General features: G+C 64.6%; 15 protein-coding genes. 10 read left to right on the top strand and 5 right to left on the bottom strand.

Annotated features, from left to right (window positions below):
• Positions 1–122 precede the first annotated feature (122 nt).
• From tauA to BR71_RS22495, 10 genes are all read left to right on the top strand, one after another.
• Complete coding sequence (gene tauA / locus BR71_RS22540; RefSeq protein WP_043642413.1) at positions 123–1,127, top strand: taurine ABC transporter substrate-binding protein; 1,005 nt, start codon at positions 123–125, stop codon at positions 1,125–1,127.
• A gap of 16 nt (positions 1,128–1,143) precedes the next feature.
• Positions 1,144–1,938, top strand: a complete 795-nt coding sequence (locus BR71_RS22535; RefSeq protein WP_043642471.1) for a taurine ABC transporter ATP-binding protein — start codon at positions 1,144–1,146, stop codon at positions 1,936–1,938.
• Positions 1,925–2,788 carry a taurine ABC transporter permease TauC gene (gene tauC / locus BR71_RS22530; protein ID WP_043642411.1) on the top strand — a complete coding sequence of 288 codons (864 nt, stop codon included), beginning with the start codon at positions 1,925–1,927 and terminating at the stop codon, positions 2,786–2,788. The genes BR71_RS22535 and tauC overlap by 14 nt, the downstream gene beginning before the upstream one ends.
• Positions 2,789–2,845: 57 nt before the next feature.
• Positions 2,846–3,676, top strand: coding sequence for a taurine dioxygenase (tauD, locus tag BR71_RS22525; protein WP_043642409.1), 831 nt, complete (start codon positions 2,846–2,848; stop codon positions 3,674–3,676).
• Positions 3,677–3,899: 223 nt separating this feature from the next.
• On the top strand, positions 3,900–4,574 hold the full coding sequence (locus BR71_RS22520) for a CsgG/HfaB family protein (RefSeq protein ID WP_043642407.1): 675 nt from the start codon (positions 3,900–3,902) through the stop codon (positions 4,572–4,574).
• A 191-nt stretch (positions 4,575–4,765) separates the two neighbouring features.
• A complete protein-coding gene (locus BR71_RS22515) occupies positions 4,766–5,122 on the top strand; it encodes a DUF4810 domain-containing protein (protein ID WP_043642405.1) in 357 nt (118 codons plus the stop codon).
• 11 nt (positions 5,123–5,133) lie between these two features.
• Positions 5,134–5,793, top strand: coding sequence for a DUF799 domain-containing protein (locus BR71_RS22510; RefSeq protein ID WP_043642468.1), 660 nt, complete (start codon positions 5,134–5,136; stop codon positions 5,791–5,793).
• 185 nt (positions 5,794–5,978) lie between these two features.
• Positions 5,979–6,806, top strand: coding sequence for a S1/P1 nuclease (locus tag BR71_RS22505; protein WP_052371028.1), 828 nt, complete (start codon positions 5,979–5,981; stop codon positions 6,804–6,806).
• 49 nt (positions 6,807–6,855) lie between these two features.
• Complete coding sequence (locus BR71_RS22500) at positions 6,856–7,953, top strand: AAA family ATPase (protein ID WP_043642402.1); 1,098 nt, start codon at positions 6,856–6,858, stop codon at positions 7,951–7,953.
• A 119-nt stretch (positions 7,954–8,072) separates the two neighbouring features.
• Entirely contained in the window at positions 8,073–8,510 is a 438-nt protein-coding gene (locus BR71_RS22495) for a DUF2846 domain-containing protein (protein ID WP_043642400.1), read from the top strand.
• A 90-nt stretch (positions 8,511–8,600) separates the two neighbouring features.
• Here the strand turns inward: BR71_RS22495 and BR71_RS22490 are convergent, their stop codons facing one another.
• From BR71_RS22490 to BR71_RS22470, 5 genes are all read right to left on the bottom strand, one after another.
• A complete protein-coding gene (locus BR71_RS22490) occupies positions 8,601–9,035 on the bottom strand; it encodes a lysozyme (protein ID WP_043642398.1) in 435 nt (144 codons plus the stop codon).
• A gap of 214 nt (positions 9,036–9,249) precedes the next feature.
• Positions 9,250–10,071 (bottom strand): class I SAM-dependent methyltransferase, encoded by an 822-nt coding sequence (locus BR71_RS22485; protein WP_043642396.1) that lies wholly within the window; start codon positions 10,069–10,071, stop codon positions 9,250–9,252.
• Positions 10,072–10,562: 491 nt separating this feature from the next.
• Positions 10,563–11,501 carry an alpha/beta hydrolase gene (locus BR71_RS22480; RefSeq protein ID WP_043642393.1) on the bottom strand — a complete coding sequence of 313 codons (939 nt, stop codon included), beginning with the start codon at positions 11,499–11,501 and terminating at the stop codon, positions 10,563–10,565.
• A gap of 298 nt (positions 11,502–11,799) precedes the next feature.
• Positions 11,800–12,381: a GNAT family N-acetyltransferase gene (locus BR71_RS22475; protein ID WP_043642391.1), complete on the bottom strand. Its 582-nt coding sequence runs from the start codon at positions 12,379–12,381 to the stop codon at positions 11,800–11,802.
• 5 nt (positions 12,382–12,386) lie between these two features.
• The gene (locus tag BR71_RS22470; protein WP_043642389.1) at positions 12,387–12,932 is read right to left on the bottom strand and encodes a cysteine hydrolase family protein; all 546 of its coding nucleotides are present in this window, start codon (positions 12,930–12,932) and stop codon (positions 12,387–12,389) included.
• Positions 12,933–13,092 lie beyond the last annotated feature (160 nt).

Genomic DNA, 13,092 nt, shown 5'->3' with positions numbered 1-13,092 from the left:
GAGACGAGGCGAGAGCCGCTGAGGGAGCGGAGTGTACCCCGGTACCTCAGCATTCCAAAGCGGTTCTCAACCCCGCCCCGCCGACGCGCAGCAGAGCGTGAGCCGGTTCTCAGGAGCACGCCATGTCCATATCCCGCCGTTCCCTGCTGGCGCTCAGCCTCGCCAGCCTCTCTCTCGCTGCCTTGGCGGCAAACGCCGCCGAGGCGCCCATCGTCATCGGTTATCAGACCGGAGTCGATCCATCCAAGGTGGCCCAGGCCGACGGCCTGTACGAAAAAGCCATCGGCCGGCCGCTGCAGTGGCGCAAGTTCGAGAGCGGCGCGGAAGTGCTCGCCGCGCTGGCTTCCGGCGACGTGCATATCGCCGATCTGGGCTCCAGCCCGCTCAGCGCCGCCGCCACCCGCCAACTGCCGATCCAGACCTTTCTGATCGTCGCCGAGATCGGCAACTCCGAGGCGTTGGTGGCGCGCAAGGGCAGCGGCATCAAGACCCCGCAGGACCTGATCGGCAAAAAGGTGGCGGTGCCCTATGTCTCCACCACCCATTACAGCCTGCTGGCCGCGCTCAAGCACTGGAAGCTGGACCCGGCCAAGCTGTCCATCATCAATCTGCGCCCGTCCGAGATCAGCGCCGCCTGGCAGCGCGGCGACATCGACGCCGCCTATGTCTGGGACCCGGCGCTGAGCCAGACGCTGAAAACCGGCTCGGTGCTGGTTAATTCCGAACAAGTGGGGCAATGGGGCGCGCCCACCTTCGAAGCCTGGGTGGCGCGCAAGGACTTCGCCGCCGCTCAGCCGCAGGCGCTGGCCGCCTTCGCCAAGGTGACTTTGCAGGCCTTCGCCGATTACCGCGCCAAGCCGGCGGCCTGGAGCGTCGGCTCGCCGCAGGTGGCCAAGATCGCGCGGCTGACCGGGGCCGATCCGGCGCAGATTCCCGGCTTGCTGGCCGGCAGCCGCTTCCCGCTGGCGCAGGAGCAGTTGTCGCCGCGCTTGCTGGGCGGCGGCACCGCCAAGGCGCTGCGCGACACCGCCTTGTTCTTGAAGGAACAGAAGAAGGTGGAAACGGTGCTGCCGGATTATCAAGCCTATGTCGAGCCGCGCTTCGTGCGGCTGGCGCAGACGCGCTGAGCGCGAGGAGGCCGCGATGGCGAGCTTGATCGTGGAAAACGCCGGCGTCAGCTACGCCGGCCCGTCCGGTCCTGTGCAAGCCTTGGACCGGGTGTCGCTGGAGCTGCACTCCGGCGAAATCGTGGTGGCCTTGGGGCCGTCCGGCTGCGGCAAGTCCACTTTGCTGGGGCTGATGGCTGGTTTCCAGGCGCCCAGCCAGGGCCGGGTGCTGGCCAACGGCCGCCCCGTGCGCGGGCCGGGCGCGGATCGCGGCGTGGTGTTCCAGGACGACGCGCTGATGCCCTGGCTCAACGCCGAAGACAATGTGGCTTTCGGCCTGCGCCTGCGCGGGGTGCCGCGCGAGCAGCGGCGGCTCGAGGCGCGCCGCATGTTGGGCTGGGTGGGGCTGGAGGCTTTCGCCGGCCACGCGCTCAGCCAGATGTCCGGCGGCATGCGCCAGCGTCTGGGTCTGGCGCGCGCGTTGGCGGCCGATCCCGATTTCCTGCTGCTGGACGAGCCGCTGGGCGCGCTGGACGCGTTGACCCGGGAAAAGATGCAGTCGTTGATCCTCAGCCTGTGGCAGCGCAGCGGCAAGGGCATTTTCCTGATTACCCACAGCATTGAGGAAGCGTTGTTCCTCGGCACCGAGCTTTTGGTGCTGACACCGCGCCCCGGCCGTATCGCGCTGCGGCAGAAGCTGGGTTTCGCCCATCGCTACGCCGCCGGCGAATCGGCGCGCTCGATCAAGGCCGATCCCGCCTTCATCGCCATGCGCGAGCATTTGCTGGACTGGATTTTCCGCGCGGAGGAGGCCGACCATGCCGCCGCTTGAACTGACTGAATTGGGCCCGGCCGCGCAAGCCGAGCTAAGCGCGCCGCCGCCAGCACATCCTCCCGTCCCTGGCCGCGCCGCCTGGCGCCGGCGCTGGCCCAGCGCGCTGTCGGTGGGCGGCCTGCTGTTGTTGTGGTGGGCGGCCAGCGCCGGCGGGCTGGTGTCGCCGCTATTTCTGCCCGGCCCTGCTCAGGTGGCGACGAGGCTAGCGGATCTGGCGGTCAACGGCTTCATGGACGCCAGCCTGTGGCGTCACGCCGCCGCCAGCCTGGGCCGGGTGGGCCTGGCGCTATTGCTGGCCGCGGCCACCGCGGTGCCGCTGGGCATGTTGATGGGCCTGAGCCGGCGCGCGCATGCGGCGCTGGATCCATTGATCGAGTTTTATCGGCCGGTGCCGCCCTTGGCTTATCTGCCCTTGATCGTGATCTGGTTCGGCATCGGCGAGGTCAGCAAAGTGCTGCTGATTTATCTCGCCATCTTCGCGCCGCTGGCTATCGCCACCGCCGCCGGCGTGCGCCGAGCGGACCCGGCGCGGCTGCAGGCCGCGCGCTCGCTGGGCGCCAGCCGTGGTCAGCTGCTGCGGCTGGTGGTGCTGCCCAGCGCGTTGCCGGACATCCTGACCGGGCTGCGCATCGGGTTGGGCGTGGGCTGGTCCACGCTGGTGGCGGCGGAGCTGGTGGCCGCCACCCGCGGCCTGGGTTTCATGGTGCAGTCCGCCGCCCAGTTCCTGGTCACCGACGCGGTGATCGCCGGCATCCTGATCATCGCCTGGATTGCGTTGGCGCTGGAGCTGGGGCTGCGTTGGGTGGAACGGCGTTTCGCCGGCTGGGCCGCGCCTGAGCGTTTCTGATCTGATTTTCGTTTTTCTTGGTATTGAATCCGCCGCGCGGATAGGGAGCACACATTCATGAGCCTGCAACTGCAAGCCCTTAGTCCGGCCCTGGGGGCCATTGTCTCCGGCGTGGACTTGAGCGCGCCGCTGTCAGACGCCGAGCGCGACGCGATTGAAGCCGCGCTGCTGCGTCACCAGGTGCTGTTCTTCGAGAACCAGCCGCTGACGCCGCGCCAGCAGCGTGACTTCGCCGCCCGCTTCGGCGATCTGCATCTGCATCCGGTCTACCCAACGGTGGCGGAGCAGCCGGAAATCATTGTGCTGGACACCCACGTCGACAACTTGCCGGACAACGACAATTGGCACACCGACGTTACCTTCATCACCACCCCGCCGTTGGGCGCGGTGCTGTCGGCGCGGCAGCTGCCGGACGTGGGCGGCGACACGCTGTGGAGCAGCAACAGCGCCGCTTACGAGGCCTTGTCGCCGGCCTTGCGCACATTGCTTGACGGCCTCAGCGCCGAACACAGCTTTATCCACTCTTTCCCGGAAAGCCGTTTTAAGGACACGCCGCAATACGCGCGCTGGCAACAGGCCAGCCGTGATCATCCGCCAGTAGTGCATCCGGTGGTGCGGACCCATCCCGTCACCGGCCGCAAGGGCTTGTTCGTCAACGAGGGCTTCACCACTCGGATTCTGGAGCTGGCGCCGCGTGAGAGCGAGGCCTTGCTGGCCCTGCTGTTCGCCCATGCCGCGCGGCCGGAATTCACCGTGCGCTGGCGCTGGAAGGAAAACGACCTGGCGTTCTGGGACAACCGCGTCACCCAGCATTACGCGGTGGCGGATTACCTGCCGCAGCGGCGAGTGATGCACCGCGCCACCATACTGGGCGACCGGCCACGTTGAGCGCGGTCCACTCCAGTGCAAACCACCCGGCCACGGCCGGGTTTTTTCATGCCTTTGGTTTGGCGGTGTGGCGCAGCGGCGCCAGGGGCCGCTTGCAAGCACTGGCTAGACTGGGTTCAGCGCAGATAAGTCGTTGCTGTTTTGGCATAAATTGCGTCGACCCTGCACGTGGCGGTTAGTATGATGTTCGACTTTCTGTGTTGGATGTTTTGAGAGAATAACAATGAAGATCGCAAAGAAATGCCTGGTACTCGCCATGGCCGCGGCCGCAGGGTTGAGCGGCTGCGCGACGGAAAGCTCGCGCGCGCTGACGGTGGCCCAGGTGGAAACCGCCGGCAAGCCTTACGCCGGCCCACGTTCTCCTATCGCGGTGGGCAAGTTCGATAACCGCTCCAGCTATATGCGCGGCATTTTCTCCGACGGCGTGGACCGTTTGGGCGGCCAGGCCAAGACCATTCTGATCACCCATTTGCAGCAGACCAACCGCTTCAATGTTCTGGACCGCGACAACCTGGAAGAAATGAAGCAGGAAGCCGCGTTTAGCAAGCAGGCGCAGGCGGTCAAGGGCGCCGCCTATGTGGTGACCGGCGATGTGACCGAATTCGGCCGCAAGGAAGTGGGCGACCATCAGCTATTCGGCATTCTCGGCCGCGGCAAACAGCAGATTGCTTACGCCAAGGTCAACCTCAACATTGTCAAGGTGGCCACCTCGGAAGTGGTGTACTCCACTCAGGGCGCCGGCGAGTACAGTCTGTCCAACCGGGAAATTATCGGCTTCGGGGGCACCGCCAGCTATGACTCCACACTGAATGGCAAGGTGCTGGACCTGGCGATGCGCGAGGCGGTGAACAGGCTGACCGCAGCCATAGATTCCGGCGCCTGGCAGCCGGGCAAATAAGACCCGCTAACAAAACTCCTGACCCTGCGTTGCGCCTCCTTGTCGTACGACTTGTACTGTCTGCGTCGGCGCGCCTTGGCTCAGGTTCTCTGCGAGGTTTTGTTAACGGCTTTAAGCGTTAAGCAAGCCTCGAATGATTACAGGACGGGTCTTGCGGCCCGCCCGTGATAGCTATTACAAGATTGAACATCATGAAACACAAGATGGCGAAAACGCCGCTATGGGCGCTGGCCCTGTTGGGCGGCGCATTGTTGACCGGCTGCGCCAGCCAAAGCTCGCTGTACCAGTGGGAAAGCTACCAGCCTCAGGTCTATCAGCACTTCAAGGGCGCGGCGGCTGAAGAGCAGGTCACCGCGCTGGAGCGCGACCTGCAGAAGATCCGTTCCAGCGGCAAGACACCGCCGCCGGGCTACCATGCCCATCTGGGCATGCTGTACGCCAACCTGGGCAAGGACGATCAGATGGTCCAGCAGTTTCAGACCGAGAAGCAGCTGTTTCCGGAGTCCGCCGCCTATATGGACTTCCTGCTGAAAAAAGCCAAGAAGTGAAAGACCGCACCATGATCAAACGCATTGCCCAATGGCTGGCTTGCCTGGCCATCGCGGCGCTGGCCACCGGCTGCGCCACTCCCAAGTCCTACGACTACACCGCTTACAAGCAAAGCCGTCCTCGTTCCATTCTGGTGCTGCCGCCGTTGAACGAATCGCCGGAAGTGGCCGCCAGCCTCAGCATGCTGTCGCAAGTCACCATGCCGCTGGCCGAAGCCGGCTACTATGTGCTGCCGGTGACGCTGGTGGAAGAAACCTTCAAGCAGAACGGCATGAGCACGGCTTCGGACATCCACGGCGTGGCTCCGGCCAAGCTGAAGGAAATCTTTGGCGCGGATGCGGCCCTGTACGTGACAGTGAGCAAGTACGGCACCAGCTACAGCGTAATCAGCAGCGACACCATCGTGTCCGCCAGCGCCAAGATGGTGGACCTGAAGACCGGTGCGGTGCTGTGGACCGGTTCCGCCTCCGCTTCCAACAACGAAGGCAACAACAATAACTCCGGCGGCCTGGTGGGCATTCTGGTGACCGCGGCCTTGAAACAGATCATCAACACCGCCACCGACGCCAGCCACGATGTAGCCGGCATCACCAGCCAGCGTCTATTCAGCACCGGCTATAACGGTGGTTTGCTGTATGGCCCGTATTCTCCCAAGTACGGTACCGACTGAGTCCACAATGGATAGGTAGCAGACACCCAGCCCGGCAATGCCGGGTTTTTTTGCGCCTGCGGTTTATCTTCACGTGAAATCTGAATGGCATTTTAGTTTAATGATTTTCAGGTAATATGCGTTCGCCATAAAAGTGGCCGGCATTTCGCCGCCCGCGGCCCATCACAATCAGAAGAGAAACCATCATGAAGAAACTCACGCTTGCCATGCTGCTGTCCGCCGCTTTCGCGCTGCCCAGCGCCCAAGCGCTGGCCTGGGGTCAGGAAGGCCACCGCATCACCGGTTATATCGCCCAGCAATTGCTGAGCCCTCAAGCCAAGGCCGCGGTCAATCAATTGATCCCCAACGCGGACTTCGCCCAGCTGGCCCTGTACATGGACCAGCACAAGCAGGAATTAAAGCAGCAGCTGCCGGGTTCTGATCAATGGCATTACAACGACGAGCCGGTGTGCGACGGGGTGGAAGAGGACGACTGCCCCAGCGGCAACTGCGCGTCCAACCAGATTGCGCGCTACAGCAAGGTGCTGGCCGACAAGAGTGCGAGCAAGTCCGCCCGCGCTCAGGCGCTGACCTTCCTGCTTCATATGATCGGCGACATTCACCAGCCTTTGCACGCGGCCGACAACCACGACCGCGGCGGCAACGACGTCCGCGTGCGCCTGGCCGGCAGCAGCAAGGTCAGCAATTTGCATTCGGTGTGGGACACCGCGCTGGTGCAGCAAGCGCTGAACGGCGCCAACGAGCAGAGCTGGGCGGCGCAGGACCTCAAGTACTACGCGCGCAACATCGCCGGCTGGCAGAGCGGGCAGGTCAATGACTGGATCAAGGAATCCAACCAGTACGCGCGCAGCGAGGTGTACGGCCCGCTGTCCAACTTCAGCTGCGGCAGCGCGCCCAGCGACGTGGCCTACCTGGACCGCACCTACCAGACCGCCGGCGCTCAACTGGTCAAACAGCAACTGGCCAAGGCCGGCGCGCGCATCGCCATGGTGATCAACCAGGCGCTGCAGTAAAACGGCGCGTCCGCGCTAGAATGGCGGCTCCGTCGTCACCGGAGCCGCCATGTCCATTCACGAGCTCAGCCTCAAGGGTTTTCGATCCATCCGCCAGCTGCGGTTGGTACTGGAGCCCCTCAATGTCGTCGTCGGTCCCAACGGTTGCGGCAAATCCAATCTCTACAAAGCGGTGCGCCTGCTGCACGAGGCTGCTTGCGGTCGCCTGTCCGCGGCGCTGGCGGAAGAAGGCGGCATTCAGAAGGCGATGTGGGCCGGCGGCCTGCGCCGCGGGGACCGCAAGGGCGAGCCCAAGCGCATGACGCTGGCGGCGCGGCTGGCCGATTACGACTACGAATTGCAGCTGGGCTACCCCGAGCCCAGCCTCAGCCTGTTCTCGCTGGACCCGCTGGTGAAGGAGGAGACGCTGTGGCTGGCCGGCCAGGGCCGCCGCCCTTCGGCCCAAGTGCTGGAGCGGCGCAATCAAAGCGCCTTTCTTACCAGCGTGGACGGGGTCAGGACGACCTATCCATTGGGCCTGCAAGCCGAGGAATCGGTATTTGGCCAGTTGTCGGAGCCGCATCTCTATCCCGAAGTATCGCAAGTGCGCGAGACGTTGCGGCGCTGGCGCTTCTATCATGAGTTCGCGGTGTGGCCCGGCTCGCCGCCGCGCGCGCCGCAGGTGGGCATCCGCTCGCCGGTGCTGGCGCACGACGGCGGCAACCTGGCGTCGGCCTTCCAGACCATCGTGGAGATCGGCGACGTCGAGCTGTTGCGCAGCGTGCTGGCCGACGCCTTTCCGGACAGCCGCTTCCAGGTGGAGGCGCTGCATGGCCGTTTCCAGATGCTGATGCAGCGCGACGGCATTCTGCGGCCGCTGGAGGCGGCCGAATTGTCCGACGGCACCCTGCGTTTCCTATGCCTGGCGGTGGCCTTGCTCAGCCCGCGCCCGCCGGCGTTCATGGCCTTGAACGAACCGGAAAACAGCCTGCACCCGGACTTGCTGCCGGCGCTGGCGCGGCTGATCGCGGAGGCGGGCCGCCACAGCCAGCTGTGGGTGACCAGCCATTCGCCGCGGCTGGCGGAGCTGATTGCGCGTCACCGGCCGCTGCGCCGTTTCACGCTGACGCAGCGCGACGGCGAGACGGTGCTGGCGGACGAGGATTGAGCCGGGGCCCCGGGGCCGGTTCGGTATTTCGGGAAAGTGAAAATGGATGGATGCAGGGCGGAATATTTGCATGTAGAATCCCCGCCGCCATACCATTTAAATATAAGAAAGAACTTTCCGTGAAAAAACTATTTGCCGCTGCTTCTCTGCTGGCGCTGCTGTCCGGCTGCGCCTCCACCACGCTGGCGACGCCCGAGGCCGACGCCCAGGCCAAACAGTTCAACGCTCAGCCTGCCAAGGCCCGCGTTTACATCTACCGCAATGAAGCGATAGGCGCCGCAGTGAAAATGAATGTGCTAGCCGACAACAAGACCCTGGGCGATACCGTGGCCAAAACCTATATCATGGCTGATCTGGAGCCGGGCTCGCACACACTGGTGGGCAAGGCCGAGAATGATTCCAGCCTGACCCTGGACATGGTGGCTGGCAAGATTTACTACGTTTGGCAGGAAGTGAAGATGGGCGTGCTGTACGCTCGCAACAAGCTGCAGAGCGTGGACGAGGCCGAAGGTCAAAAAGGGGTGAAAGAGTCCCAACTGGTGCAATCGCCGCAATAAGACATGGCGGCGGGGTGGCTGAGTTTGCCGCGTTCCGTAAAAAAAGCCCAAGCATTCGCTTGGGCTTTTTTCATGGCTCAGACCACTCGCTCAGACCGGTTGCAGAAACAGCGCTTGCTCCGCCGCGCGGCGGCGGGTGAGGCCAGGCAAGACCTTGCCGCCGGCCTTGTTCCAGCGAGGGAACTGGGCGGCCGCGCCGGCGTAGTCGCGCTGATTGAGCAGGCGCAGCAGCGTGGAGTTCTGCAGCGAGCCCAGGCCCAGGTTGTAGCTGAAGCTGACCAGCGCGTCGAACTGGTTCTGATTCAGCGGCACCTGAACCAGCCGGGTGACGCCGGTTTCAAAGCGGCTCAGGTCGCGCGCCAGCAGCGCGTCGGCCTGGGCCTGGGTGATGACCAGGCCCGGCGTCACGTCCGGACCGGTATGGCCGTAGCCTATGGTCCAGACGCCCACCGCGTCCTGGTAAGCCTTGAGGCGCAGGCCTTCGAATTGCTGGATCAGTTTGATGCCGTTGGCGCTGATATTCATGTCGGGCTCCTGGGAAGGGCCCCCGGCGGACGCGGAGAGACGCTCGAAAGAATCTGAGGCGGGAGGAGAAGCGGGCGGGGGCGAGGCCGGCCGCGCGAGGCGGTCCGGGTGCGTCGTCCCCATTATGCTCAGGGCCCGGAAACGGGCCGAGGCGACGGGTGTCAGTGGCAATGATGCCGCAACCCGCGAATCATTAAAGCCTTTGAACTGGCGACTAGTAAACGAAGCGCTCGCGCAGGTCTTCCAGGTTCAACTCTTTCAGAATCGCCTCCTGGCGTTCGCGCGCGCTGTTTTTGCGCTGGCCGGTGTATTTGGCGATGATCAGCTCGTTCTTCATCGAGTGCTCCCAGCCCACCAGTTCGGTGACGGTGAGTTGATAGCCGCGCGCTTCCAACTGCAGGCAGCGCAGCACATTGGTCAGATGGCTGCCGAACTCGCGGGTATGGATGGGGTGGCGCCATATTTCGGACAGCGGAGTCAGGCCGAAGCTCTGGTTTTTCTTCTGACGCAGCACGCCGGCCACTTCCGCCTGGCAGCAAGGCACCAGCACGATGTAGCGTGCGTTCTTGGCCAGCGCGAAGCGGATGGCGTCGTCGGTGGCGGTGTTGCAGGCGTGCAGCGCGGTGATGATGTCCACCTGCTCCGGCAGTTGGTCCGAGGTGATCGACTGCTCCACGCTCAGGTTCAAAAAGCCCATGCGCTCGAAGCCCAGGCGGGCGGCCAGTTCCTGCGAGCGGCTGACCAGTTCCGGCCGGGTTTCGATGCCGTAGACGCTGCCGGCGGCTTTGTCCTTCAGGAACAGGTCGTAAAGGATGAAGCCCAGATAGGATTTGCCGGCGCCGTGGTCGGCCAGGCTCATCTCGCCTTTTTCCGCCAGCACATCGGCCATCAGCGGTTCGATGAACTGGTACAGGTGGTACACCTGCTTCAGCTTGCGGCGGGTGTCCTGGTTGATCTTGCCATCGCGGGTCAGGATGTGCAGCTCTTTGAGCAGTTCCAGCGATTGCTGCGGTTTGATCTCGGGAATCAGGCTCATGGCGGCCTCCTGCGAAAAACGAATCGCCGGATTTTAGTCCAATTCGCGCCAGCGCGCTTGGGAGCTGTTTCTAATCCTTCCGGTTCGGAACCATTGCCCAATGCCGTGAATCCGCTGCGAGGATGATGATTTAGGGCCGGTTCCGCCGTGACCGAGCGAGGCAAGCGCAGCGTCGCGAGGGAATAAAACGGAAAGGGGAATTTGCGCGGTCAAATCTCCCTATCACTGAGCGAATCAAAGATTCGCACGTAGTCCCCCAAAGGCCGCCCAGCAAGCCTGGCCTGCGGCTTCCCGTTCGGTTCCGTCAGGCACCGAGGCGAGGCTGAACTCGCGATTTGCTAGCGTCAAATCGCTCAAACAGGGCCGCCGCTTAAGACCTCGGGCCTGCCACCCGTCGGCAGGCTTGAAGGGGGTTGGGGCGCGTCGAATACGCGGTTTCCTGCCTAGCTAGCAAGGTTTCAAAGTGCTGAAAAAGAATTGTGAACAGGCTCTCAGGCTGAACCCGCGCCGGCCGGCTGCGCGCTTATCCGCTCCAGCCAGCGCAGCATGTCCTGCTCCACTTCCACCCGGTTGGTTTCGTTCAGCATTTCGTGGCGGCCGCCGGGGTAGACCGTGGTCCGCACGTCGAGCAGGCCGGCTTCGCGGTAGCGGATTTCCAACTGGCCCAGGCCCAGTTTGCCCAGGCTGACCGGATCGCGGCTGCCCGCCAACAGCCAGACCGGACAGCGGCGCGGCAGGCTGTCGCCGCTCGCCTCGCCACGCTCCATGGCGATGATGCCGCCGAACAAATCTATCCACAGGCCGGGGCAGGGGTCGAATCCGCACAGCGGGTCCACCAGGTATTTATCCACTTCCGCCGGGTCGCGGCTCAGCCAGTCCATGCTGGTGCGGGCGGGCAGGAAGCCCAGGTTGAAGCTGCCGAAAATCAGCCGCGCCAGCAGCCGGCTAGGCCGTTCCGGGCTGCCGCAGCGGGCCACCAGCCGCGCCAGGCCGCGCAGCAGCCAGGCCAGCGGCCGCTGGCGGTAGCCGGTGGCGGATAGCGCCAGTCCGGACAGCGCCGCACCGTGGCGCAGGAAATAAGCGCGGGCGATGAAAGAGCCCATGCTGTGGCCGAACAGGGCCACTGGCAGGCTGGGGTGGCGTTCCGCCGCGTGGCGGCGCAGGGTCTCCACGTCGGCCACCACCTTGTCCCAGCCGTTCTCGGCGGCGAAATAGCCGCGCAGCCGCGGCGCGGCGCCGTGGCCGCGGTGGTCGTGGGCGTAGACCGCGTAGCCGGCGGCGGTCAGCGTTTGGGCGAAGCGGTGGTAGCGCACCGCGTATTCGCTCATGCCGTGGGAGATCAGCACCACGGCGCGGGGCGCGCCGTCCGGCAGCCAGCAGGCGGCGTGCAGGGTTTCCCCGTCGTCGGCGTTCAGGTGGAAGGTTTGCATGGCGGTGAGCCCTTTTATGGCCTGTTTTGACTACGCCGCGGCATCAGGGTTGCGGTAGAGCGGCGGCTTCACAGCAGAACATGGGGCGACGATGCTGGCAAGCGCTATCCAAATGTCCTTGCGTTTGCGTCGCCATCGAGAGGTTGATGTTGGATCACGCCGAAAAGGCGCAAGTGCGCGGCAAGGGGGTGTGGGCCTTGCTGGAGACTTTGCCGCGGTGCTTGCAGGAGGCGTTGAAAGGCTGGAAACCGTCACGTCATGAGCCCGCCGGCCTGGCGGGGAGGTGGTGGACAATCTTTCAGGCCAGCATGTGTTCCGGGTCGAAGTCCGGGTTGAGCCGCGAGGTCAGCACGTGGTCGCGCCAGCCGCCGTTCAGATAGAGATAGTTCTTGGCGTGGCCTTCTATCTCGAAGCCCAGGCGTTTGAGCAGGCCGGCGCTGCGCAGATTATGCGGCTGGTAGTTGGCTTGGATCCGATGCAGCCTAAGGGTGTCGAAGGCGCAGCGTATCACCGCTTCCAGCGCTTCGCGCATAAGGCCCTGGCCTTGGCAGTGTTGGTCCAGGCCGTAGCCCAGGTGGCAGGATTGGAAAGCGCCGCGGCTGATGTTGCTGAGGCCGACGCTGCCGATCACCCGTTCCGGCTCGGCGTGCAGCGCCAGCAGGAAGCGGCCGCCGCGGCCTTCTTCCCAGTCGCGTACGCGCTGGCGCAGCTGCATGGTCCAGTACAGCTCGGTGAAGAACATGTCGCCGGGCTTCGGGTCCCAGGGTTCGAAGTGCTGGCGGTTGCGGACGTGGAAATCGAGCATCGCGCGCGCCAGCGCGGGCTGCGCCGGCAAGAGTAGCAGGCGCGGCGTGCTGAGGGTGGGTTGGACGATGGGCATGCGGGTCAGGCGTTGGCGGGGAAGGCGATCTCGGCCGCCGCGCGCAGCAGGATGGGCACGCCGAAACTGCCCAGCTTGGGCAGAGTGGCGTTTTCATGGGCGCGGATCTGGGCGGCGCTGGCATGGTCCTTGTCGTGGGTGGTGTGTGCGTCGCTGACCAGGATGATGGCGTAGCCGTGGGCCGCCGCGCTGCGGGTGGTGGTGTCGATGCAGAATTCGCTGGCGTAGCCTGCGATGACCAATTGGCCGACGCCCCATTGTTGCAGCTGCTCATGCAGGCCGGTGCGCAGGAAGGAATCCGGCGTGGTCTTGCGCAGATAGTGGTCGTCCGGCTGCGCGTCCAGGCCGCGGGCCAGCCGCCATTCCGCCGAGCCGTGGGTCAGCGGCGCGCTGGCGCGTTCATGCTGAACCCAGACCACCGGTGTTCCCGCCGCGCGCGCGGCGGCGGCCAGTTGATTGAGGCGGGCGATGACGGCGTCGGCCTGGTCGGCGCGCGGTTCGTGGTCGAACATGCCGCTTTGCACGTCTATGATCAGCAGGGCGGTTTTCATCGGGGTTTCCTGTCGCGGGGTTGAGTCGCCAATGTCATATGAAACGCGGCAAAAAGCAAGCCCCGCTAGGGCGGGGCTTGGGTGGGAACTTGGAATCTGTTTACGATCTCGCGAGCTAAGGCGAGACAAGGCGAAAACGAGCGAAAAAGCGGAATGTACG

The organism is Chromobacterium haemolyticum DSM 19808, from assembly GCF_000711885.1.
Classification (GTDB): Bacteria; Pseudomonadota; Gammaproteobacteria; order Burkholderiales; family Chromobacteriaceae; genus Chromobacterium; species Chromobacterium haemolyticum.
The sequence above is the reverse complement of the archived record's forward strand: the minus strand, read 5'-3'. Positions and strand labels throughout refer to the sequence as shown.